Source organism: Nonomuraea sp. NPDC049714 (assembly GCF_044465295.1).
Taxonomy (GTDB): Bacteria; Actinomycetota; Actinomycetes; order Streptosporangiales; family Streptosporangiaceae; genus Nonomuraea.
Genome location: NZ_JBITLM010000013.1, coordinates 320,430 through 341,146, shown reverse-complemented (window position 1 = coordinate 341,146; position 20,717 = coordinate 320,430). Strand labels below are relative to the sequence as shown.

Annotated in this window: 24 protein-coding genes; 11 read left to right on the top strand and 13 right to left on the bottom strand. The window is 70.4% G+C overall.

Annotated elements, in window-relative coordinates:
• Nucleotides 1-91: 91 nt before the first annotated feature.
• Complete coding sequence (locus tag ACIBQX_RS40260; protein WP_397014086.1) at nt 92-907, bottom strand: FKBP-type peptidyl-prolyl cis-trans isomerase; 816 nt, start codon at nt 905-907, stop codon at nt 92-94.
• A gap of 98 nt (nt 908-1,005) precedes the next feature.
• On the opposite strand from ACIBQX_RS40260, the gene ACIBQX_RS40255 reads away from it, so the two are divergent.
• Nucleotides 1,006-2,040, top strand: a complete 1,035-nt coding sequence (locus ACIBQX_RS40255) for a DUF2293 domain-containing protein (RefSeq protein ID WP_397014084.1) — start codon at nt 1,006-1,008, stop codon at nt 2,038-2,040.
• Between the two features lie 9 nt (nt 2,041-2,049).
• Complete coding sequence (locus ACIBQX_RS40250; protein WP_397014082.1) at nt 2,050-2,424, top strand: MmcQ/YjbR family DNA-binding protein; 375 nt, start codon at nt 2,050-2,052, stop codon at nt 2,422-2,424.
• Here ACIBQX_RS40250 and ACIBQX_RS40245 read toward each other — a convergent pair.
• From ACIBQX_RS40245 to ACIBQX_RS40235, 3 genes are all read right to left on the bottom strand, one after another.
• On the bottom strand, nt 2,404-3,009 hold the full coding sequence (locus tag ACIBQX_RS40245) for a LysE family translocator (protein ID WP_397014080.1): 606 nt from the start codon (nt 3,007-3,009) through the stop codon (nt 2,404-2,406). The two genes, ACIBQX_RS40250 and ACIBQX_RS40245, sit on opposite strands and share 21 nt — an antisense overlap.
• Before the next feature lie 120 nt (nt 3,010-3,129).
• Nucleotides 3,130-4,347, bottom strand: coding sequence for a kynureninase (gene kynU, locus ACIBQX_RS40240; protein ID WP_397014078.1), 1,218 nt, complete (start codon nt 4,345-4,347; stop codon nt 3,130-3,132).
• On the bottom strand, nt 4,344-4,772 hold the full coding sequence (locus tag ACIBQX_RS40235) for a RidA family protein (protein WP_397014076.1): 429 nt from the start codon (nt 4,770-4,772) through the stop codon (nt 4,344-4,346). The genes kynU and ACIBQX_RS40235 overlap by 4 nt, the downstream gene beginning before the upstream one ends.
• Before the next feature lie 165 nt (nt 4,773-4,937).
• Here ACIBQX_RS40235 and ACIBQX_RS40230 point away from each other — a divergent pair, with 165 nt between their 5' ends.
• The 4 genes from ACIBQX_RS40230 (at nt 4,938) to ACIBQX_RS40215 (ending at nt 7,497) form a co-directional block, all read left to right on the top strand.
• Nucleotides 4,938-5,666, top strand: coding sequence for a dienelactone hydrolase family protein (locus ACIBQX_RS40230; RefSeq protein ID WP_397014074.1), 729 nt, complete (start codon nt 4,938-4,940; stop codon nt 5,664-5,666).
• Between the two features lie 105 nt (nt 5,667-5,771).
• Nucleotides 5,772-6,236, top strand: a complete 465-nt coding sequence (locus ACIBQX_RS40225; protein ID WP_397014072.1) for a VanZ family protein — start codon at nt 5,772-5,774, stop codon at nt 6,234-6,236.
• Between the two features lie 151 nt (nt 6,237-6,387).
• Nucleotides 6,388-7,140 carry a GntR family transcriptional regulator gene (locus tag ACIBQX_RS40220; RefSeq protein ID WP_397014070.1) on the top strand — a complete coding sequence of 251 codons (753 nt, stop codon included), beginning with the start codon at nt 6,388-6,390 and terminating at the stop codon, nt 7,138-7,140.
• Nucleotides 7,141-7,254: 114 nt separating this feature from the next.
• Nucleotides 7,255-7,497, top strand: a complete 243-nt coding sequence (locus ACIBQX_RS40215) for a hypothetical protein (RefSeq protein WP_397014068.1) — start codon at nt 7,255-7,257, stop codon at nt 7,495-7,497.
• Between the two features lie 232 nt (nt 7,498-7,729).
• Here ACIBQX_RS40215 and ACIBQX_RS40210 read toward each other — a convergent pair whose 3' ends face one another.
• Complete coding sequence (locus ACIBQX_RS40210; RefSeq protein ID WP_397014066.1) at nt 7,730-8,797, bottom strand: V-type ATP synthase subunit E family protein; 1,068 nt, start codon at nt 8,795-8,797, stop codon at nt 7,730-7,732.
• A gap of 183 nt (nt 8,798-8,980) precedes the next feature.
• On the opposite strand from ACIBQX_RS40210, the gene ACIBQX_RS40205 reads away from it, so the two are divergent.
• Nucleotides 8,981-9,502, top strand: coding sequence for a gamma carbonic anhydrase family protein (locus ACIBQX_RS40205; RefSeq protein ID WP_397014064.1), 522 nt, complete (start codon nt 8,981-8,983; stop codon nt 9,500-9,502).
• Here the strand turns inward: ACIBQX_RS40205 and ACIBQX_RS40200 are convergent.
• A complete protein-coding gene (locus tag ACIBQX_RS40200) occupies nt 9,474-10,376 on the bottom strand; it encodes a hypothetical protein (protein WP_397014062.1) in 903 nt (300 codons plus the stop codon). The two genes, ACIBQX_RS40205 and ACIBQX_RS40200, sit on opposite strands and share 29 nt — an antisense overlap.
• 53 nt (nt 10,377-10,429) lie before the next feature.
• Between ACIBQX_RS40200 and ACIBQX_RS40195 the strand changes: the two genes are divergently transcribed.
• Nucleotides 10,430-11,878 (top strand): hypothetical protein, encoded by a 1,449-nt coding sequence (locus ACIBQX_RS40195; protein ID WP_397014060.1) that lies wholly within the window; start codon nt 10,430-10,432, stop codon nt 11,876-11,878.
• Between the two features lie 536 nt (nt 11,879-12,414).
• Here the strand turns inward: ACIBQX_RS40195 and ACIBQX_RS40190 are convergent.
• The 7 genes from ACIBQX_RS40190 to ACIBQX_RS40160 form a co-directional block, all read right to left on the bottom strand.
• Nucleotides 12,415-12,696 (bottom strand): metal-sensitive transcriptional regulator, encoded by a 282-nt coding sequence (locus ACIBQX_RS40190; RefSeq protein ID WP_397014058.1) that lies wholly within the window; start codon nt 12,694-12,696, stop codon nt 12,415-12,417.
• Between the two features lie 29 nt (nt 12,697-12,725).
• Nucleotides 12,726-13,793: a glycosyltransferase gene (locus ACIBQX_RS40185; RefSeq protein ID WP_397014056.1), complete on the bottom strand. Its 1,068-nt coding sequence runs from the start codon at nt 13,791-13,793 to the stop codon at nt 12,726-12,728.
• On the bottom strand, nt 13,790-14,584 hold the full coding sequence (locus tag ACIBQX_RS40180) for a hypothetical protein (protein ID WP_397014054.1): 795 nt from the start codon (nt 14,582-14,584) through the stop codon (nt 13,790-13,792). Before ACIBQX_RS40180 ends, ACIBQX_RS40185 begins: the two co-directional genes overlap by 4 nt.
• A 149-nt stretch (nt 14,585-14,733) precedes the next feature.
• Nucleotides 14,734-16,824 (bottom strand): (Fe-S)-binding protein, encoded by a 2,091-nt coding sequence (locus ACIBQX_RS40175; protein WP_397014102.1) that lies wholly within the window; start codon nt 16,822-16,824, stop codon nt 14,734-14,736.
• Between the two features lie 159 nt (nt 16,825-16,983).
• Nucleotides 16,984-17,565: a TetR family transcriptional regulator gene (locus ACIBQX_RS40170; RefSeq protein WP_397014052.1), complete on the bottom strand. Its 582-nt coding sequence runs from the start codon at nt 17,563-17,565 to the stop codon at nt 16,984-16,986.
• Complete coding sequence (locus tag ACIBQX_RS40165; RefSeq protein ID WP_397014050.1) at nt 17,562-18,383, bottom strand: class I SAM-dependent methyltransferase; 822 nt, start codon at nt 18,381-18,383, stop codon at nt 17,562-17,564. The genes ACIBQX_RS40170 and ACIBQX_RS40165 overlap by 4 nt, the downstream gene beginning before the upstream one ends.
• Nucleotides 18,380-19,189 (bottom strand): sugar phosphate isomerase/epimerase family protein, encoded by an 810-nt coding sequence (locus ACIBQX_RS40160; RefSeq protein WP_397014048.1) that lies wholly within the window; start codon nt 19,187-19,189, stop codon nt 18,380-18,382. The genes ACIBQX_RS40165 and ACIBQX_RS40160 overlap by 4 nt, the downstream gene beginning before the upstream one ends.
• A 56-nt stretch (nt 19,190-19,245) precedes the next feature.
• On the opposite strand from ACIBQX_RS40160, the gene ACIBQX_RS40155 reads away from it, so the two are divergent.
• The 3 genes from ACIBQX_RS40155 to trxA are packed head-to-tail and all read left to right on the top strand — an operon-like array spanning nt 19,246 to nt 20,663.
• Nucleotides 19,246-19,944 (top strand): class I SAM-dependent methyltransferase, encoded by a 699-nt coding sequence (locus ACIBQX_RS40155; protein WP_397014046.1) that lies wholly within the window; start codon nt 19,246-19,248, stop codon nt 19,942-19,944.
• Nucleotides 19,945-19,986: 42 nt separating this feature from the next.
• Entirely contained in the window at nt 19,987-20,361 is a 375-nt protein-coding gene (locus tag ACIBQX_RS40150) for a MerR family transcriptional regulator (RefSeq protein ID WP_397014044.1), read from the top strand.
• On the top strand, nt 20,358-20,663 hold the full coding sequence (trxA, locus tag ACIBQX_RS40145) for a thioredoxin (RefSeq protein WP_397014042.1): 306 nt from the start codon (nt 20,358-20,360) through the stop codon (nt 20,661-20,663). Before ACIBQX_RS40150 ends, trxA begins: the two co-directional genes overlap by 4 nt.
• Nucleotides 20,664-20,717: the final 54 nt, after the last annotated feature.

The window sequence follows — 20,717 nt, the reverse complement described above, 5'->3', positions numbered from 1 at the left end:
AACGCTCGCGCACAACCCAAGACAAACTTCGCGGCCAGTTCACCTATCCGCAGCTGGACCAGTTACCCGGCCAAGGTTGCGTGACGGGCCACTAGATCGCGTCCAGGATGTCGATGACGTAGAGCCTCGGCCCGCCCGTCCCCTCCGGGTATCCGCTCATGGGCGAGCCGAAGGTGACGCGGGCCCCCACGCGCTGGCCCCGCAGCCCGGTCAGCCAGCCGGGCGGCACGGCCCCCGGCGCGAGCGTGAAGGCGCTCGGGCCGCCCCGGCGGTAGGAGGAGTCCACCGCCGCGCGTGAGGGCCACGCGGCCGCCACGTACTGCACGATGACCTTGGCCCCGTCACGCACCTCGGCGCCGGAACCGCCGATCAGGGTGCGGGGCGGGGTCATGGGCGTCAGGTCGGCGGGCACCGCGGGCAGCGGCCGGCCGACCAGGCGGGCGTCCGGCGGGTAGCCGCCGAGGACGTCGAAGACGGCCACCAGCGTCTCCGCCGCTCCCATCCCGCCGGGGTCCATGTCGGGCCCGAGCACCTGCGCGGCGGGGCCGACCAGCAGCACCCGGCTGCCCGCCGGCTGCCCGATGAGCACCTGGCTCCAGGCGTCGGGGACGCGCCGCCCGTCGAAGACGACCGTGGCGGGCTGGTTGGCGTCGTAGGTGTTCAGGTGCGGCGTGTTGTCCGTCCACCGGCGGATCTCGACGTCGGCGAGCACCACGTCGCCGGGCACGGTGCGGCGTCCGCTCCCGGTGCTGAGCACCGCCATCCTGGGCAGGCGTCCGGGCTTGCCCCTGGGGATGGAGACGACCGGCCTGGTGCCGAACGTGCCGGTCACCACGGGCAGTGTCCCGCCCTCCGTCGCTCCGCAGGACGTGACGAGCACGAGTACGGCAGGCCAGAGCAGGCGCACGCTTTCCCCCCATGAGCAGAAGCACGATGCCCGCTTACTTGCCGCGATCGGCACAAGGGATGCCCACCCGCCGACAAAGGGGCGGCACACTGAGGGACGTGAGCAAGCCGAACCTCGCCCGCAGGGTCGCCGAGGCAGCCGAGATCGCGCTGACCGACCACAAGTACGTGACGTTCATCGATGTGGTGACGGGCCTGCGCTGGCTGCGCTCGCGCCATGTCGATCTCTGGCGCCAGGGCCGCGCGGCCACGCTCGCCGAGCTCGCGGCGGTCGACGAGGACCGCCTGGTGACGACGGTGGCGCTCCTGCGGGACTGGGCGCAGGCCAGGGGCCTGCGGCCGGTGCCGACACCGTACGTGTCCGGCAGCCGGGACCGCAGCCCGCTGCGCTTCACGACGCGGCACGAGCAGGAGGCGTTCCAGGTGCACTGGCTGTCTCCCGATCTCAGCGAGGCGCGGGTCAAGCGGCTGGTCGAGCGGCAGAGCAAGGCGCCGGACCTGGTGGTCGTGGCCCCGCTGGAGACCTGGGTGTGCGCCTCCTGCGGCGACACCGGCCCCTTCCTGATCATGGAGGATGCCGACGCCTGCTGCCTGACCTGCGCGGATCTCGACCATCTGGTGTTCCTGCCGTCGGGCAACGCGGCGCTGAGCCGCCGGGCCAAGCAGGAGAGCGGCCTGTCGGCGGTGGTGGTGCGCTACAACCGGCGGCGCAAGGTCTATCAGCGCAACGGCCTGCTGGTGGAGGAGGCGGCCCTGACCCGGGCCGAGGAGCGCTGCCTGGCCGACGAGGACGCGCGGCTGCGCCGCCGCGACCGCGACGCGGTGCGCCGGGCCGAGCAGGACGTCGAGTACCAGGCGCGGATGGCGGCCCAGATCGCCCGGCTGTTCCCCGGCTGCCCGCCGGAGCGGGCCCGCGAGATCGCCGAGCACGCCGGGCTGCGCGGCAGCGGCCGGGTGGGGCGCACGGCCGCCGCCCGGGCGCTCGACGAGAACGCGATCACGCTGGCGGTGGTCGCCTCCGTCAGGCACCTGGACACCGACTACGACCGGCTGCTCATGGCGGGCGTGCCCCGGATGGAGGCGCGGGAGCGGATCAGGGACGGCATCGACCGCAAGCTGGCCGAGTGGCGGTAGCGTCCAGGCATGAGTGACTGGCACGACGTACGCGAAAAGCTCCGCGCGTTCGCGCTCGGGCTCCCCGAGACCCACGAGGACCACCCGTGGGGCGACACGGTCATCAAGGTGAACAAGAAGGTCTTCCTCTTTCTCGGCATCGACGAGAAGACCGACAAGTGGGACCCGAGCTTCGGGGTGAAGCTCCTGTCGGAGACGCACGGCCACGCGCTGACCGTCGAAGGGGCGGCGCCCAGCGGCTACGGGCTCGGCAAGGCCGGCTGGGTGACCGTGCCGTTCCTGGCCGAGCTGCCGGAGACCGAGGTGCTGCTCGACTGGGTGGAGGAGAGCTACCGGGCGATCGCCCCGAAGCGGGCGATCAAGCTACTGGACGGCCAGCCGTAGCGCGAAGCCGACCAGCAGCACGCCGGTGACGCGCTCGATCCTGACGCGGACGCGGGGGGTGCGCAGCAGTGTGCCCGCCCGGTCCACGATCAGGTTGTAGAGGCTGAACCAGAGCGCGTACAGCAGGGCGACGATGCCCGACAGCAGCAGCGCGCCGCCCAGGGCGTCGCCGTGCGCCGGGAGGAACTGCGGCAGCCACGTCACGAACAGCAGCAGGACCTTGGGGTTGAGCAGGTTGGACAGCAGTCCCCTGCGCACGTGCCCGAAGGCGGAGCCGCCCGGCGCCGCCTCGGGGAGCCGGTCGGCCTTGGCAGGCCCGGACAGCAGGGCGTGCACGCCGAGCCAGAGCAGATAGCAGATGCCGAGCGCGCGGACGGCGGTGAACGCGGCGGGCGAGGCCACCAGCAGGGCCGACAGCCCGATCGCCGCGGCGGCGGCGTGCACGGACAGCCCGAGCAGGCCGCCGAGCATGGTCAGCAGTCCGGCCACCCGGCCGTGGGCGAGGGAACTGCGCATGATCAGGGCCGCGTCGGGGCCGGGGATCATGATCATCACGAGGGTGGTGACCACGAAGGTCAGCAGCATGGCGGGGGTCTCCCAGAGCCGAGCGCGCGCTCCCGCCGAACCCGCTCGTGCGCAGGCCGCACGGTGACGCGGGCGAACATTGACAGGTGCCTTGTGGGCACCTGCCAAAGAGTACCCGGCTCAGGTGACCGCCAGCCGCCGGGTGTACCTCTCGTCCCGCCAGAGCTCCTTGTCCAGTACTTCCCGCAGCGTGACGGCGGCGTCGTACACGTCCACGTAGCGGGTGTAGAGCGGGGCGAGCCCGAAGCGGAGGGCGTCGGGGGCGCGGAAGTCGCCGTGCACCCCCCGGTCGATCAGCGCCCGCATCACCGGATACCCGTCGGGGTGGCGGAAGCTGACATGGCTGCCGCGCCGGTCCGGGTCGGCGGGCGAGGCGAGCTCCAGCGCGTCGCCGACGAGGTCGACGAGGAGCGCGCCCAGCGCCACGCTCTTGGCGCGCAGCAGGTCGAGCGGCACCCGCTCCCACACGTCGAGAGCCGCCTCCAGCGCCGCGAACGACAGCACGTGCGGCGTGCTCACCGCGAACCGCCTGATCCCCTCGGCGGGACGGTAGTGGGCCTCGAACGCGAACGGCTCGGCGTGCGAGTGCCAGCCGGACAGCACGTTCTCCGCGCCGGCGTGATGGCGCGGGTTGACGTAGAGGAAGGCCGGCGCCCCCGGCCCCGCGTTCAGATACTTGTACGTGCATCCGACCGCGAAGTCGGCGGCCGAGACGTCCACCTGGAGGGCGCCGACGCTGTGGCACACGTCCCAGATCATCAGCGCGCCCGCCGCGTGCACCCGGGCGGTCACCTCGGGCACGTCGTGGCGCTCGCCGGTGCGGTAGTCGACCTCCGACAGCAGCACCACGGCCGCGTCGTCGAACCGCCCCGCGGCGAAGTCACGGATCTCGTGGCCGCCGAGCGCGCCGGCGAGCCCTTCGACCATGTAGTGATCAGTGGGGAAGTTGCGCGCGTCGGAGACGATCACCCGGCGGCCGGGGCGCAGCCGCAGCGCCGCCGCCACCGCCTGGTGGATCGCGATGGAGGTGGTGTTGCCCGCGACGACCTGGCCGGGCCCCGCGCCGATGAGGGGCGCGATCCGGTCCCCCACGGTCAGCGGCTGGTCGTACCAGCCGGCGCTGTTCCAGCCGCCGACGAGGCGGGCGCCCCACTCGTCCTCCACCGCCTGCCGCACCCGCTCGGGAGTCCTCTTGGGCAGCGCGCCCAGCGAGTTGCCGACCAGGTAGATGACGCCTTCGGGCAGTGTGAACTCGTGCCGGAAGTGCCGCAGCGGGTCTTCGGCGTCCAGGGCGAGGCAGCGCTCGCGATCCGGTGCCTGGTCACTGAGCCGGCTCATGAGCGCTCCTGTGGGTGGTAGGCGACGGCCTGCATCTCGATCAGCAGGTGCGGATGGGGGAGCTGATGGACGGCCACCGTCGTCCTGGTCGGCCCCTCCTCGTCGAAGAACTCGGCGTAGACCTCGTTGTAGCCCTTGAAGTCGTTCATGTTCACCAGGTAAGTGGTGATCTGGATGAGATCGGCCAGCGATCCGCCGGCGGCCTTGAGGATGTCGCCGATGTTCTCGATCACCGCGCGGGTCTGCTCGCGGATGTCCAGGTCGGTCGCGCCCAGGCCGTCCACCTGCACGCCGACGAAGGTGTTGTCGGCCCTGCGGGAGCTCGTGCCGGACACGTACAGGAAGTCTCCCGCCCTTTTGACGTGCGGGAAGCGCCCGCGTGGGACCGGCCTGCCGCGCACCCGCAGTGCCTTGGCGCGCGTCACCGGGACGCCACCCCCTGTGCCTGCGCGTCCGCCGCCTGCGACCGTTCATCGTGCATCGGGTTGCTCCCGTTCGATCGTGATCGTGTCTGTCATCGTCTCTCTCCAGTGCGCGCCGCGCCATGCCGCTCACACGCGACTCGGTCCTCAGTCGCCATGCTGGAGAGCATGCGCACTCGTATCGACGAAGTCACGGCACATGACGGTTCCTTCGACGTCCACCTCTGGCTGCCGGACGCCGGACGCGGCCCCGGGATCCTGCTCATCCAGGAGATCTTCGGCGTGGGCGGGCACATCAGGGGGGTCGCCGAGCGGCTCGCGGCGCACGGTTACGTCGTGGCCGCGCCCGACCTCTTCTGGCGGCTGCGGCCGGGCTGGCAGGCCGAGCCCGACGAGGCGGGGGTGGCGGCCTCGCTCCGGCTCTCCTCCGGTTTCGACTTCCCGCAGGGGGTGGCCGACTGCGCGCTCACCATGGCCCACCTGCGCGGGCTCGCCGAGGTCACGGGCGGGACGGGTTCGCTCGGGTTCTGCCTGGGCGGCTCGATCGCCTTCATGCTGGCCACGCAGATCGAGCAGGACGCCGTGCTGTCGTTCTACGGCTCGGCCGTGCCCGACGCCGCCGGGCTGATGGAACGGATCGGCTCACCGCTGCTGCTGGTCTTCGGCGGCAGCGACCCGTACATCCCGCGTGAGCGGGTCGCCGTGGTGGAGCGCGCCGCGGAAGGCAGGCCGAACGTGCGCACGCACGTCGAGGAGGAGGCCGGGCACGCCTTCCACAACGAGGCGCCGATGTTCCACCACCCGGCGGCGGCCGAGCGGGCCTGGGAGGTGGCGACGGCCTTCCTGGCCGAGCATCTGCCCGTCCCGCCGCCTGTCCGCGGAGACAGCTTCCCGTAGCCGTACCGGAGCCGAGATCATGGGCTGGTGACGCGGACGTGGGAATTATGGGGAAACGTCATTATTGCTGCGGTCTTTGCGGCTCTTGTGGGCATCCTGGCAATCTTGCTGCTCGCCCGCCACCGGGCCGGCCGCGGCCACCCCGCCGCGGTGCGCACCGCCCTGGCCGACGTCGGGATCGTGGTCGGCACCGCCCCCTGGATCTGGATGATCCTCACCCCGGGCAGCGGCCAGGAAGGGGTCAGCCTGCGCCCTCTCCAGGACCTCGGCTGGGTCGCGACCGAGCCATCGCAGACCGCGCTCGTGCAGGTCGGGGGTAATCTGCTGGTGTTCGCCGCGCTCGGCGCGCTGCTGCCGGTCCGCAGCCCGCGCTGGGCGAGCGCGGCCCGCGTCGCCGCCGTCGCGGCCACCGCCTCGATCGTCCTGGAGACTCTCCAGTACGTCCTGCGCCTCGGCCGGTTCTCGTCCGTGGACGACGTGCTGATCAACACCATGGGTGCCGTGCTGGCGGCGTTGGTTACTCGCCGCTGGTGGGCGAGACGGATACCGGTCGGCATCCGGGCACGGTAGCGGTCGGCAGAAAATCCGGGCTTCTCGACACACGGGCACACACCTCTCAAAAGAAGCTCGGGACCAACCTCCGCATCTGTGCGATCGTGGACAAGACGGGGCAAGTTCTCTGGAGACGCCAAACGCGCTTGGTGACAGAGGGTGATCATCTGTGTCTGAATCCCCGGTACCCCACGAGCCCCCCATCTATCGACGCATCGCCGACAGCCTCCGCTCCCGGATCCTGTCCGGCGAACTGCGTGACGGGGACCGGCTACCGGGCGAGAACACGCTCATGGCCGACTACGCGGTCGCACGGGCCACCGCCAGGCAGGCGCTCAGCGTCCTGATCAACGAGGGGCTGGCGGTGCCGAAGCGAGGCTCGGGGGTCTACGTGCGACTGTTCAAGCCGATCCGCAGGCACGGCTCCCGCCGCCTCGCACGTACGCAGTGGGGCCAGGGACGCTCGATCTGGGACGCCGACACGCGCGGCCGCCCCTTCACCGTGGACGAGGTGGAGGTGGTCCGCGAGCAGGCCTCCGAGGCCGTCGCCGGCGTACTGGACAGCCGTGAGGTCTGGGTACGCAGGCGGCGCTACTCCGTCGACGCCAGGCCCGTGCAGCTCTCCACCTCCTACTTCCCCGCCGGCCCGGTCGAAGGCAGCGCGATCACGGCCGTCGAGACCGGGCCCGGAGGCGTCTACGCCCGGCTGAGCGACCTCGGCCTGCCACCGGCCCACTTCACCGAGGAGGTGCGCGCCCGCATGCCAGGCCCCCGTGAGAGCACCCTGCTCGGCCTGCCGGGGGGCACCCCGGTCATCGTCATCGACCGCACCGCCTACACCGCCGGGGGTGTTCCCATCGAGCTCAACGAGATGGTCCTGGACGCCGCCGCCTACGTCCTGCAGTACGACTTCGACGCCTGAGCCGGACCAAGCAAGGGTGACCTGTCCTCCACGATCATTGACGTCTCTAGAGAAGTAGCGCACCTTCGTAAGAGATGGAACCTCGCACAGGGGCCCCCTCGGAGGGTTGACCAGATGGCCTTTGACCGGCATCTAGCCGAAATAGCCCGAGAGCACCCCAAATGGACCATCTGGCGGAGCGACGCCGGACGGTGGTGGGCCACCCGCCACCATCCGCTCGACGACGAGCAGCGGGCCGCCGGCTGTGCGATGACCATCGACGCGGACGACCCGGACGACCTGCGCAAGCAGCTCCGGGACCAGGAGAGGCGGACCGGCGGCGGACCGGAGTGGGGAGCCGGCCCGCCACCTCCGTAGGACAGGCGCTGGACCGTTCCCCGGTCCACGCCCACGAGCAGCCCGGTGCCGGGTTCAGCAATCGGCGGCTCCGGCACCGGGCCACCAACGGATCACCCCAGGGGACGCGTACGTGGAAGCCTCCGACCCGATCGGGGGCGGAGGCTTCCACCCGACGGCCTGCCTTCCCCGTCGCCGGACGGCGAGAGGGCCCCGCCGGACGGCGGGGCCCTCTCCTTCCTGAACGGAACGGTTACTGGCGCAGTTGCAAGCGGCCGATGTTCACGTCCGTGTCCTCGGCGGAGACGCGGCCATCGGCCGGCGCCTCCTGCGGACGGTCGTCGCCCCGCTCCTGGCGCTGCTCCTGCCCCCGCTCCTGGCGCTGCTCCTGGCGCTGCTCCTGCGGCTGGTCCTCGACCTCGACGATGACCCGCACGTCGTCCTGCGGCGCGGGCGTCAGGGACTTGGCCGCGTCCGGCACCAGCGCGCCCGCCGCGGACTCGTCGCGCATGAGGTCGCTCAGCACGGTGCTGACCTCGTTCAGCCTCCGCACGACCTCGCTGTGCGTGTTGGTCAGATACTCCACCCGGCGGCCGGCGTGCTCGTCCAGCGAGGCCACCCGCTGCTCCGCCGCCGCCAGCGTCGACTCGGCCTCCTCACGGGCGGACACGACCGTACGCTCGGCCTCGCCCCTCGCGCTGGAGAGCGTCTGCTCCGACTCGGCACGGGCCTGCGCCACCATCTGCTCGGCCTCGGACGTGGCGGTCGAGACCAGCCGCTCCGCCTCGCTGGTGGCCGAGGAGACCAGGCGCTCCGCCTCCGCGTGCGCCTCGCGCACCCTGGCCTCCGACTCCATGCGGGCGGCGTTGCGCGCCTCCTCGGCGTCGGAGCCGGCCTGCGCCAGCATGCGCTCGGCCGCCTCCGTGGCCTCGCTCACCCGCCGCTCGGCCTCCGCCTGAGCGGACGTGAGGATCTTGTCCGCGGTCTCGCGCGCGGATGCCATGAGCCGCTCGGACTCGATCTTCGCGGACTCGCGCAGGGCGGAGGTCTCCGCCTCCGCCTCCTCGCGCATCGCCGAGGCCTCTTCCTGGCCGAGCTTGAGTATCTGCTCCAGGCGGGTGCTCGGATTGAAGTTGGTCGGCACCTCGGCTATCTGCCGTCTGGCCTCCGCCAGCTCGATCCGGCCCTGCTCGGCCTGGTCGATCGCCCGTGCCAGCCGCTCTTCCAGGTCCCTGACTTGGTTACGGGTACGGATCATGTAGTCGTGGACCTGGCGGCGGTTGTAGCCGCGCATCACGACCTCGAAGGTGTCGTCTTGCATCAGATCGGGAATGCTCTCGTGCCGGTTTGTCATGGGGGTTACCTAAGGGTTTGCGTGAGGCGGGGGAAGAAAATTGCGGGTTGTGAGGGTCTGACGACGAGACGTCAAGATTCGACTTTCCTGCCATCTGCCCACGTCCGCAACCGGAACGCCAGACCCAGGGCGGGAATTACGATGTGGCAGATGTACATCGCTGCATTGGACAACGGGGCAATCCCGGACATTCATCCCGAGGCTTACGTGGCCCCCGGAGCCGTCGTGGTGGGCAGGGTCTCGGTGGGCCGGGCGTCCAACATCTGGTACGGCTCCGTTCTCAGGGGGGACGACGAGCGGATCGAGGTGGGGGAGGAGTGCAACGTACAGGATCTGTGCTGCCTGCACTCCGACCCGGGTGAGCCCGCGATCCTGGAGTCGCGGGTCAGCCTGGGCCACAAGGCCATGGTGCACGGCGCCCACGTCGAGACGGGCGCGCTGATCGGCATCGGCGCGATCGTGCTCGGCGGCGCACGCGTCGGCGCGGGCACCCTGGTCGCCGCCGGAGCCCTGATCGCCCCGGGGAAGCGCATCCCGGCCGGAGTGCTGGTCGCCGGGGTGCCCGGCAAGGTCGTGCGCGAGCTCACCGACGACGACCGGGCCTCCTTCGCCCGCACACCGGACAGCTACCAGGCCAAGGCGATCAGACACCGGCAGGCGTCACCAATTTGATCAGGACCTCGTCCGACACCGAGGCGGTGTTGAGCGGGTCGGCGTAATCGGGCAGTTCGGGCCGGAGGAACCTGACGAAGTCCACCGTCATCTTCAGATCCGGCAGCCCTCTGACCTGCTTGGCATTGCCCTTGGTGGCGTCCTTCTTGAGCGTGCTGTAGCTGTCCCAGTCGGTGTAGGCGGAGACACCCCACTGCAGCACCTCGGGAAACTCCGACTCCCAGCGACTGCCGACCTTCCAGGTGCCGCCGTCCTCCTTGTACAGGGCGACGGCGACCCCGCCGACCCTGGCCAGGATGAGATCCATCCACTCGGACGTCACCGCTGACTCCTGGGGCTTGGAGCTGCCCTCCCTGGTGATCTTCACCTCGAGCCGGCCGGTCTTGTCGGTCGTGCCGGTCGCGATGGCCATCCAGTGGGGGGCGGCGTAGGTGCCGGGCTCCCTGGCCATCAGGCCGCCGAGGGAGAACTTGCGCTTGGGCGCGCCGCCCTTCTTGCCCTCGACCTTGACCCTGGCGTGCATGACGATGTCCCCGGCGAGATCCTGGTAGACGAACGGGCCGCGGAAGCCGTCGAACCACGCCGAAGTCTTGGGCTCCAGGTACATCGAGCCCTTGGCGGTCTTGTTCACGTCCAGCTTGGCGATCCGGTCCACGTCCTTCTCCGTGGCGCTGAGCTTCTTCCACATGGACAGGTCGGTGGCGGCGTCGAACTCGGTGGAGGCGCCGCCCACCTCGCCTCCGGGGTCGGGCGGCGTGGCCGCGGCCAGGGTCAGCACGCCGGCCACGTCGGGCGGCGGCTTGAGCGGTGCCGTCGTCCCGCATCCGGCGAGTAAGCCCACGAGCGCCACCATCCACGCCTTTTTCACCCTCATGGCGAACATTCTGCCGTGTTATGCCCATGGCCGATCCGAGTACGCCCAGTACGATGGCCGCCGTGCGCCCTTGGAACGCGTTCACCGCCGCCGAGGCGGAGGTCCGCTCGATGGTCGCCGACGCACGCTGGCAGACGCTGCCCGAGCCTGATCGCGCCCATGCCATCGCCGCCAGGACCCTGGTGACGCGCGACGGCGACCGGTGGGTGTTCGGCGCCCACGCGCGCTGGCACCTGCACGATCCGGCCGACGGCCGTTGGCACCTCGCCCCGCCGCCCCGGCGCCTGCGGGCCCGGCAGGTGGGGCACCACGCGACGGCGCTGCCCTCCGGCGTCGTCCCCAGCGGGCCGGACTTCATCGCCGAGCCCGGCTCCACGCAGGCGTTCGTCGGCCCTGACGTGCCCGTCAAGCTGTGCGAGCAGATACGGGAGCTGCTGCGCGCCAACTGCCGCAAGTCCGAGCTGGACTATCCGCTCACCGCCTTCGGCGAGATCTTCGCCCGAGACGTGCCGAGCACGGTCGCCGCGGTGTGGGGCACCATCATGTGGTGCGCCTACGCGCCCGCCTTCGACGGCAACGAGCGGCTGCTCACCATCTTCGGCGAGTTCCTGCGCAGGCCGCTGCCGGGCGACGAGTGGGTGCGCTGGCTGCCCGCCCCGCCGCTGATCGACCTGGTCACCCTCGTCGCCGAGCGCCGGCGAGCCGGTCAACCGCGCACCGCGCTGCGGCTGGCCGCGCTGATCGGCGACACCGCGCACATCCTGCTGTCGGACATCCGCTTCAGGCCGCGCGCCCTCGCGCTGCTGACGATGGTCGAGCCCGTGCTCAAGCGGCCGGGGCTGGACGACGAGGCGGCCCTGCGGGACGACCACGCCCTGCGCCTGGCGTGGCTGCGGCGCTGCCCTCAGCGGCTCGCCAGAGCGGTGCTGGTGGACACCGACCCCGAGGCCCATCTGTCGCACACCGTCTACGACCTGGTCGAGGCGCTGGCCTTCGCCCCCGATCCGCCGCGCGCCGCCGCCGTCTACCTGGCCGACCTGTCGGACTCCCGGAGCATGCTGCCCGCCCGGCTCGACCACCGGCTCAGGCACGCCTACGACGAGCTGCGCCGCGCGGGGCTCACCAGCACCTCGGCGAGCGAGCGGACCGAGCCTGACGGCTTCGCGGTGATGACTCCGGATGTACGGCCCGGCGCGCGCACGGGCCCACGACCGATGCCGCGCGACTCGCGTACAGGATCGGGCGCTGGTGCGGGAGACACGGGCGAGCGCGCCGCGGGCGGCCGGCAGGAGACGGGGGCCGGGGTCCGGGTGGAGACGGGGGTCGGGGTCCGGGTGATTCCGCCTGATCGGGCCGGCGCGGCGGCGGTGCTCGGCGCGGCGTACGCGGTCGGGCTGGCATGGAGCCGGGTTTCCGGGGCACGGGTGCCGGAGCGCGGGTTCGCGGGGTCTGTGCCGCTGGTGCACAGGCTTATCCACGAACGTGACGACAGTCCCATCTAAACCACTAATACCGTTATTTCACCGTAACTCCGGCTATATCGTTCTAACACTTCAGCAACGGGCCATTCGCTGAATTGTGATCTCGGAATCGGGAAATGATCCTCATGGGGACCAGGTGACGGCGGAAGGAATGACTCCGATGGGCCATGTCGCCGGAAGGTCCCGCGCCGTAACCTCGATGTGGGTGTGGGCTGCGGAAGGAAGGACGACGCGGTGGGGCACAATGACCTGGACTCTCGGGTCCACGACCGTGTCGCGTTGGACGAGATTGCGCTTTACGCCGAGGTGCTCACCGCTGTAGCAGTAAGCGAGCGGCGGTTGACCTTGGACGAGCTCGACGACGCGCTCGGATTGCGGACTTCGGCGAGCCGCTGAAGACGATCACTAGACCTGTCCCGGACTCCTCAGGGGTCCGGGACAATGGTTGCCAGGAGTGGTTCGGCATAACTAGTCAATCGCGTGATCAAGCTCCCGCGAATCCACTCCACCACTCCCCTACGCGTCCTTTACGCGACCTTTGCCTAACGCTACGGACGCTACGAGCGGACGAGGCGCGCGATGGCGGCCGAGGCCTCCTTGACCTTCGCGTCGGCTTCCGGCCCGCCGGTGGCGATGGCGTCGGCCACGCAGTGGGAGATGTGATCCTCCAGCAGCCCGAGCGCCACCGCCTGCAGCGCCCTGGTGGCCGCGGAGACCTGGGTGAGCACGTCGATGCAGTAGGCGTCGTCGTCGACCATCCGCTGCAAGCCCCTGATCTGGCCCTCGATCCGCCTGAGCCGCGTCAGATAGGCCTGCTTGTCTCCGCTGTACCCATGCATGGTCCTAAGGTACCCGCTGCCGGTATCGCTCACCTGAGGTCGGCGATCAGCTTCTCCCACTGCTCGCCCACCTCGTCGGCGGCGTGCCGGATCGCGGTGTCGAGCGCGCCCGCCGCCAGGGAGCGACGCCTGCGCTCGTCGTCGATCAGCGCCAGCAGCGCCGCCGCGAACAGTTCGAGCTCCACGCCGCCCTCCGGCACGAGCACGCCGTTGTAACCGGTCGCGACGTACTCCGCCGGTCCTCTGGCGCCCTCGTAGGCCACCACCGGCACCCCGCAGCCCATGGCCTCCAGGACGGTCATGCCGAGGTCCGCGCTGCGCGAGGTGTTGGCCACGATCGACGACTTGGCGAACTCCCCGGCCAGGTCGGGCGTGGTGCCCATGAAGTAGACGTGGTTGTGCAGGTCCAGCTCGGCGACCAGGGCGCGCAGCCGCCGCTCCTCCGAGCCGCCGCCGTAGAGCCTCAGGCGCCAGTCGGGCCGCTTGTCCGCCACGATCGCGAAGGCCCTGATCAGGCGATCGTAGGCCTTCGCCGGCACCCATCTGCCGCCCGCCGCCACGATCCGGTTGTCCATCCGCGAGCGCGGCCACGGGGCGCTGGGGAGGGCGTCGGGCACGGCGTGCACGGCCGGGCCGCCGTCGAGCAGCCTGGTCCACTCCTCCTGCGCCGACTCGGTGGCGGTGACGACCGCGTCGAGCCGGGGGTAGAGCCTCTTGACCGGTCCGGGCACGGCCGGGCGGCCCCACTCACGGGCGAGCCGCAGCACCTCGCGGGGGGCGTGCCTGGCCGACTGGACACTCAATCCTGGCCTGGTGGTGACGAGGACGTCACACTTCAGGTTCCGCAGCACCCGCCACAGCGCCACTTCGGTGCGCACCTGCCCCTTGGGGAACAGGTGGCGGACGCCGGGCCTGATGTCGATGACCGTGCGCATGGCGACGTTCGGCCCGACGGGGAAGAACGGCTTCTCCTTCGGCCGCCTGAGGCTGATCACCTCGACCTCGTGCCGCTGGGAGAGCGCCGTGGCGAGGTTCAGGGTGGAGCGCACGTCGCCGCGCATGCCGTACGCCGAGGAGAGCAGCAGGCTGATTTTCACCCGCCCACCTCGATGCGCAGCTCGTCGTCGGCGGTGTAGGAGGGTCTGATGGGCACGCCGTCGACCCTGGCCGACGGGTAGTGCAGCCGGCGGCGCTTGCCGTCCACGTCGTCCAGCCAGCCGCCGAGACGCAGCGGCGCGGGCACGCCGTCCACCTCCAGCGACGGCTCCCAGGTGCCGGACGCCTCCGGGTCGGCCGCGAGCACGTCCACCAGCGAGACCGCGGCGTGGAAGCGCACACCCTGCACGGTCGCGTTGGACGTGACCTGCGCGCCCGTCTGTCTGCGGTGCAGCGACAGCACGGCCTCGTGGCGCGAGTCGTCGTCGTCGAGCCCGGTGTAGGCCAGCAGGCCCGTCACCTCGAAACGGCCCTCCCTGAACCAGATCGCCCGGACCTCCGCCACCGGATCGGCCTCGTCGATCTTGAGCGCGAGGTAGCCGTTGCGGGTGCGGTAGGACCGGTAGGACAGGGTGCGTTTGCACAGGGCGTAGGCGTCGAGGTGGTCGAGCGAGAAGCCCGGATCGATGGTGCGCAGCCGCACCCGCTTGCCGCCCCGGCGCAGGTAGGCGTCCCAGCGCCCGGCGCTGAGCAGCAGCGGCGCGAGCGACACGGCCAGCGTGGCCTCGCGGGCGATCGCCCCCGGCGTGCCGAGCAGCACCCCGCGCTCGACCCCCGAGGTGCGGTGCCTGAGCACCAGCTCGGTCCCGCTGCGCAGTGGCTCCTGCATGGCCAGCCTCAAGGAGAGTACGTCCGCCAGGGTGACTTCCGCGTCTGTGACAACGACGCTCATCACGAGCCCCCCTCCCCGTCGAATAGAGCCATGCGACGTTGAGGTTACCGTGATTTTCCCGTTATGTGGATGGCAGATTTCCTGCCGTGGACCCTCTTGACGTACGGAACTTCTCCACAGGACCTGTGGAGAAGTCCGACTTTCTTCCGTCAGGAAGGGCTCTTGACCGATTTGATCAGAAGCTGGGCGACGTCCACGACCTCCAGCGACTGCTTGGCCTCGCCGGTGCCCTTCTTCTCGTTGATCGCGTCACCGAGCATCACCATGCAGAACGGGCAGGCGGTGGAGACGGTGTCCGGATCGGTGGTCAGCGCCTCGTCCACCCGCTCGGTGTTGATGCGCTTGCCGATGCGCTCCTCCATCCACATGCGCGCGCCGCCGGCGCCGCAGCAGAAGCCGCGGTCCTTGTGCCGGTGCATCTCCTGGGTCTGCACCCCGGGCACCTTGGACATGATGTCGCGGGGCTGGGAGTAGACCTTGTTGTGGCGGCCGAGGAAGCACGGGTCGTGATAGGTGATCTTCTCCTCGATCGGCGTGATCGGGGTGAGCAGCCCCTCGTCGACCAGCTTGGCCAGCAGCTGGGTGTGGTGCACGACCTCGTAGGTGCCGCCCAGCTGGGGATATTCGTTGGCCAGGGTGTTGAAGCAGTGCGGGCAGGTGGCGACGATCTTCTTGACGCCCGCTTCGTTCAGCGTCTCGATGTTCTGCTGGGCGAGCATGTTGAACAGGTACTCCATGCCCAGCCGGCGGGCCGGGTCGCCGGTGCACGCCTCCATCGGGCCCAGCACCGCGAACTTCACGCCGGCGATGTGCAGCAGCTCGGCGACGGCCTTGGTGGTCTTCTTGGCCCGGTCCTCCAGCGCGCCCGCGCAGCCGACCCAGAAGAGGTACTCGGTGTCCTCGGGCATCTTCTCGTCGACCAGCTCGACCTCGAAGTCGAGCTCGGAGATCCAGTCGGCGCGCTTCGTCTCGGACATGCCCCACGGGTTGCCCTTGTTCTCCAGGTTCTTCACCATCACCCCCGCCTCCGACGGGAACGACGACTCCACCATCACCTGGTAGCGGCGCATGTCGAGGATGTGGTCGATGTGCTCGATGTCCACCGGGCACTGCTCGACGCAGGCGCCGCAGTTGGTGCAGGCCCAGAGCACGTCCGGGTGGATCACGCCGTCCTCGCCGACCAGCGGCTTCTCCAGCAGCGCCAGCACGTCGGTGCCGGCGTGCGGGTTGTCCTCGGGCTTGACCCCGGCGGCGGCCGCCATGAGGTACGGGGCGACCTTGAAGGCGTGGTCACGCTGGTCGAGGATGAGCATCTTGGGCGACAGCGGCTTGTCGGTGTTCCAGGCCGGGCACTGCGACTGGCAGCGGCCGCACTCGGTGCAGGAGTAGAAGTCGAGGAAGCCCTTCCAGGTGGTGTCGCCGATCTTGCCGCGGCCCAGCCGCTCCGGGTCCAGGTCCTCGTCCTCGAAGTCGACCGGCTTGCCGTCGACGCGCATCTCGACGGCCGCGCCCAGCGCGTCGGGCCGGCGGGAGAAGGCGATGTTGAGCGGCGCGGTGAAGATGTGCAGGTGCTTGGAGTAGACCACGATGACCAGGAACACCAGCATGAAGCCGATGTGCAGGAGCAGCGCGATCTCCTCCAGCAGCGCGCTGCGCGGCAGCACGTCGCCCAGCGGGATCGAGACGAACGCGCCCGAGGTGTAGGGGAAGTTGCCGTTGGCCGACGCGGCCGCCCTGGCCAGGAAGAGCGTCCAGATGATGTTGAAGATCATGAACAGGACGAGCCAGGCGCCGCCGAGGTGCGAGCCGGTGAAGCGGGAGTCGCGGCCGAGCGCCTTGGGCGAGTTCCGCAGCCGGATGACGGCGAAGGCGACCAGGCCGAGCAGACAGGCGACCGCGATGAAGTCCTGCAGGAAGCCGAGCACCGCCCAGGTGCCGACGAGCGGGATGTGGAAGTCCGGCGTCCCGGTGATCGCCCCCTGGACGATCGCGCCGTACGCCTCGATGTAGACCGTCAGCAGGATGAAGAACGCCCACATGACGAAAAAGTGCGCGATGCCGGACGAGGTCCACTTGAGCAGCTTCTTCTGCCCGAACACCTCGACGAGCTGCGCCTTCAGCTCGGCGCCCAGATGGGTCCTGGCATACGCGACCCGCTCGGGAGCCGGTGGACCCACTGTCGCGAGCTTGTAGAGGAACGACATCCTGCGGCCCGCGACGGCCACCGCCAGAACGGTCATCACGAGTCCGATGATGGCAACCCAGAGCACGGGGGTCCTCCCACAGACGACGTTACTGTCAGCCTACTGACCTGGCCACTCCCCGAACTCTACTGCTGAGTAACATCCACGGGGTAACCGCGACTCACCTTACGGTCAGGACAACTACAGAACAATGCTCTACCCGACGAAATAGCGCTGAATCGTCGGTGCCAGCAGCTCGACCAGCTCCTCCGGCTCGGCGCTCGCCATCGGCTCCAGCTTGAGCACGTAACGGGCCATGAGCACGCCGAACATCTGCGAGAAGGCCGCCTCGATCCGCAGCGGCGGCACCCCGAGCTCGGCCGCCACCCTGCTCAGCAGGGCATTGGACACGAACTCCTGGAACATCTGCGCGGCCCGCTCGTTGGTCATCGCCGACCGGATGAGCGCGATCATCGGCTCCCGCGTCTCCGGCGCGGCGGTCACCGTCAGGATCAGGGTGACCAGCCTCCGGCCGAGCTCCTCGCGTGGGCCTTCGAGCAGCGTCGGGAGCACCAGCTCAGGGGTGATCGGCAGCCGCATCGCCTCGGCGAACATCCGGTCCTTGGTGTCGAAGTAGTGGTGCACCAGGGCCGGATCGACCTTCGCCTCCCTGGCGATGCCGCGCACCGTCGCCTTGTCGAACCCCTTCTCCGCGAACACCTTCCTGGCCGCGCTGAGAATCTCCCCACGCGTGTCCGCCGAACCGGGCCTGCGCCCGGGCCGTCGCTTGACCGTCACCGGCCCACCGCCAGATAGACCCGCATCGGCACCGACAACACGCCCTCGGGGAACTCACGCGCCAGCTCCGCCCGCTGCCGCCCGACCAGCTCGTCGGCCGCCTCCGGCGACAGCACCGCCATGAAGGAGTGGGAGCGAAGGTCGAGCAGGAAGTCCTCGATGGTGATCAGCCGGGTCCACGGGATCCAGCGCTCCCCGACCAGCTCCATCGCCGCCGCGATCGGCGGCACCGACCACTCCTCCAGCGCCTGCCCCCAGTAGCCGGGACAGCTCCGCGCCAGGCGCTCCTCGTAGGCGGCCAGCCACTCGGCCTGGGCGGCGTGGGTGAAGTTCCAGCAGCCGGCGATGGCCCCGCCGGGCCGCAGCACCCGCCGGGCCTCGGCGATGGAGGCCCCCGGGTCGAGCCAGTGCCAGGACTGGGCGTACGTCACCAGATCGGCGATCCCGCCGGCGAGGGGCAGCGCGTCGCCGTCGGCCAGCACCGCCGCGACACCACCGGCCACGTGCCCGGCAGCGCCGTCGGGCACGTTCCCGGCGATGCCGTCGGGTGCGTGCCCGGCGGCGCGGGAGCGCAGCCGGGCCAGCATCTCCGCGCCCGGATCCACCGCGATGACCTGGGAGCCGCGAGCCCGCAGGGCGCGCGTCATGATGCCCGTGCCGGCGCCGACGTCCACGGCCGTGGCGCCGTCGAACTCGACGCCCGACATCTCCGACAGCGCCCGGTAGAGCTCGTCGGGATAGCCGGGCCGGCCCGCGTCGTAGGCGTCGGCGACCCTGTCGAACACCCGGCCCAGCCCTCTCCTCGGCCCCACACTCATGGGGAGGCCGCCAGGTGGAGCCTGGCGAAGGCCAGGCCCTCCGCCAGGTCGTCGATCCGCTCGCTGCGGCCGGTCGCCTTGCGAGTGTTGATCTCCAGCACGACCAGGCCGGTGTAACCGTTGCCCGCCAGGCGCTCCAGGATGGGGGCGCACGGCTGGTTGCCCCTGCCTGGCACCAGGTGCTCGTCCTTGTTGGTCACGCCCAGGCCGTCGGCCAGGTGCAGGTGCGCCAGCCGGTCGCCGAGCTTGGTGGCCATCTCCATGGCGTCCGAGCCCGACACGGCGGTGTGCGACAGGTCGAGCGTGACCTGCGGGAAGTCGAAGTCGACCGGGTCCCAGCCAGGGGAGTAGGGGACCACGTCGTTGCCCCTGGCGCGCAACGGGAACATGTTCTCGACCGCGAAGGTCACGGCGGTCTCGTCGCGCATGCGCGCCAGGCCCGTCTCGAAGTCACGGGCGTAGTCGCGCTGCCAGCGGAACGGTGGGTGCACCACGACGGTGGACGCGCCGAGCCGCTCGGCCGCCTTCTGGGCCTTGACCAGCTTGGCCCACGGGTCGCGCCCCCACACCCGCTGGGTGACGAGCAGACAGGGCGCGTGGATGGCCAGGACGGGGATCTCGTAGTGATCGGAGAGCCGCTCGATCACGTCGATGTCCTGGCTCACCGGGTCGGCGCCGACCATGATCTCGACTCCGTCGTAACCCAGCCGGGCGGCCAGCTCGAACGCATCGGGAGTACGTTCCGGATATACCGAAGCAGTGGACAATGCGATCTTCGCATTGGGCACGCGGATGACATCAGCCACGCGACCCAGCCTAAGCCGGATGACCGGATATGGCGCGCCGGGCCTACGGTTGACCCATGCCCAGGATCGCGAGAGGCGCCATTCCGAGCCCGAACATCTGGCACACCCCGCAGGTGTACGAGCTGGAGAACCGGGCCGTCGACCCCGAGGACACGGCCGGCGCGGCCATGCGCGCGCTGCGCTCCTGGGACGGCGCGAACGTGCTCGACATCGGCTGCGGCACCGGCTTCCACCTGCCCGGCTACGCGGCGCGGGCGGCCAAGGTGATCGGCGTGGAGCCGCACGGCGACCTGGTGGCCCTGGCCCGGCGCCGCTGCGCGGCCCTGCCGAACGTCGAGGTGCACGCCGCCACCGCACAGGACCTGCCTGTCCCGGACGCCTCGGTTGACGTCGCCGTCGCGCGCTGGGCGTACTTCTTCGGTCCCGGCTGCGAGCCGGGACTCCGCGAACTGTCCCGGGTCGTACGGCGCGGCGGCGCGGCCTTCGTGGTCGACCTCGACGCCACCCGAGGGGCGTTCGGCCGGTGGTTCAGCCACACCGTGCCCACCTACTCCGCCGGCGCCGTGGAGGCCTTCTGGGTCCGCCACGGCTGGCAGCGGCAGCCGCTCGACCTGCGGATGGTCTTCCAGAGCAGGGCGGACCTGGAGGCGGTGCTGCGGATCGAGTTCGCGCCCAAGGTCGCCGAGCAGGCCATCGCCGAGACGCCGGGCCTGGAGCTGCCCTACCCGAACGTGCTGCGCTGGCGCCACTTCTGAGGGCTTGACCTTGACGTCGGTGTCAACGTTTAACGTGAAACCATGCGCATCGGAGAGCTGGCCGAACGAACCGGGGTGAGCACTCGCTCACTCCGCTACTACGAGCAGCACGGGCTGCTCAGCGCACGGCGGGGCGCCAACGGCTACCGCCACTACTCCGAGCAGGACGTCCGGCTGGTGTCGGAGATCCGCGCCCTGCTCTCGGTGGGGTTCACGCTCGAGGACACGCGCCCCTTCGTGCACTGCCTGCGTTCCGGGCACAGCACCGGCGGGTCGTGCCCGGAGTCCATCGAGGTCTATCAGCGCAAGCTGACCCAGATCGACCAGGAGATCCGCGTGCTGCTGGCCCGGCGCGCCGAGGTCACCGCCCAGCTCGCCGAGTCGTGCCCCGGCTGCTTCGTACGAGGAGAGACATGATCACGCTGACCACCGAGAACTTCGACGAGCAGGTCCTCAAGGCCGGCAAGCCGGTGCTCGTCGACTTCTGGGCGGAGTGGTGCCCTCCCTGCCGCATGATCGCACCCGTACTGCAGGAGATCGAGGCCGAGTACGGCCTGACGGTCGGCAAGCTCAACACCGACGAGAACCCGGAGATGATGGCCCGCTACGGCATCCTGGGCCTGCCGACGCTGCTGCTGTTCGACGGCGGTGAGCCGGTCAAGCAGATCATGGGCGCCAAGCCCAAGCGCATGCTCGTCAACGATCTGGGCCTGGTGTAAACCCTTAGGCCGACCGACGAAGTCCTCCCCTGGGTTGATCCGCCCGGCCAGGCC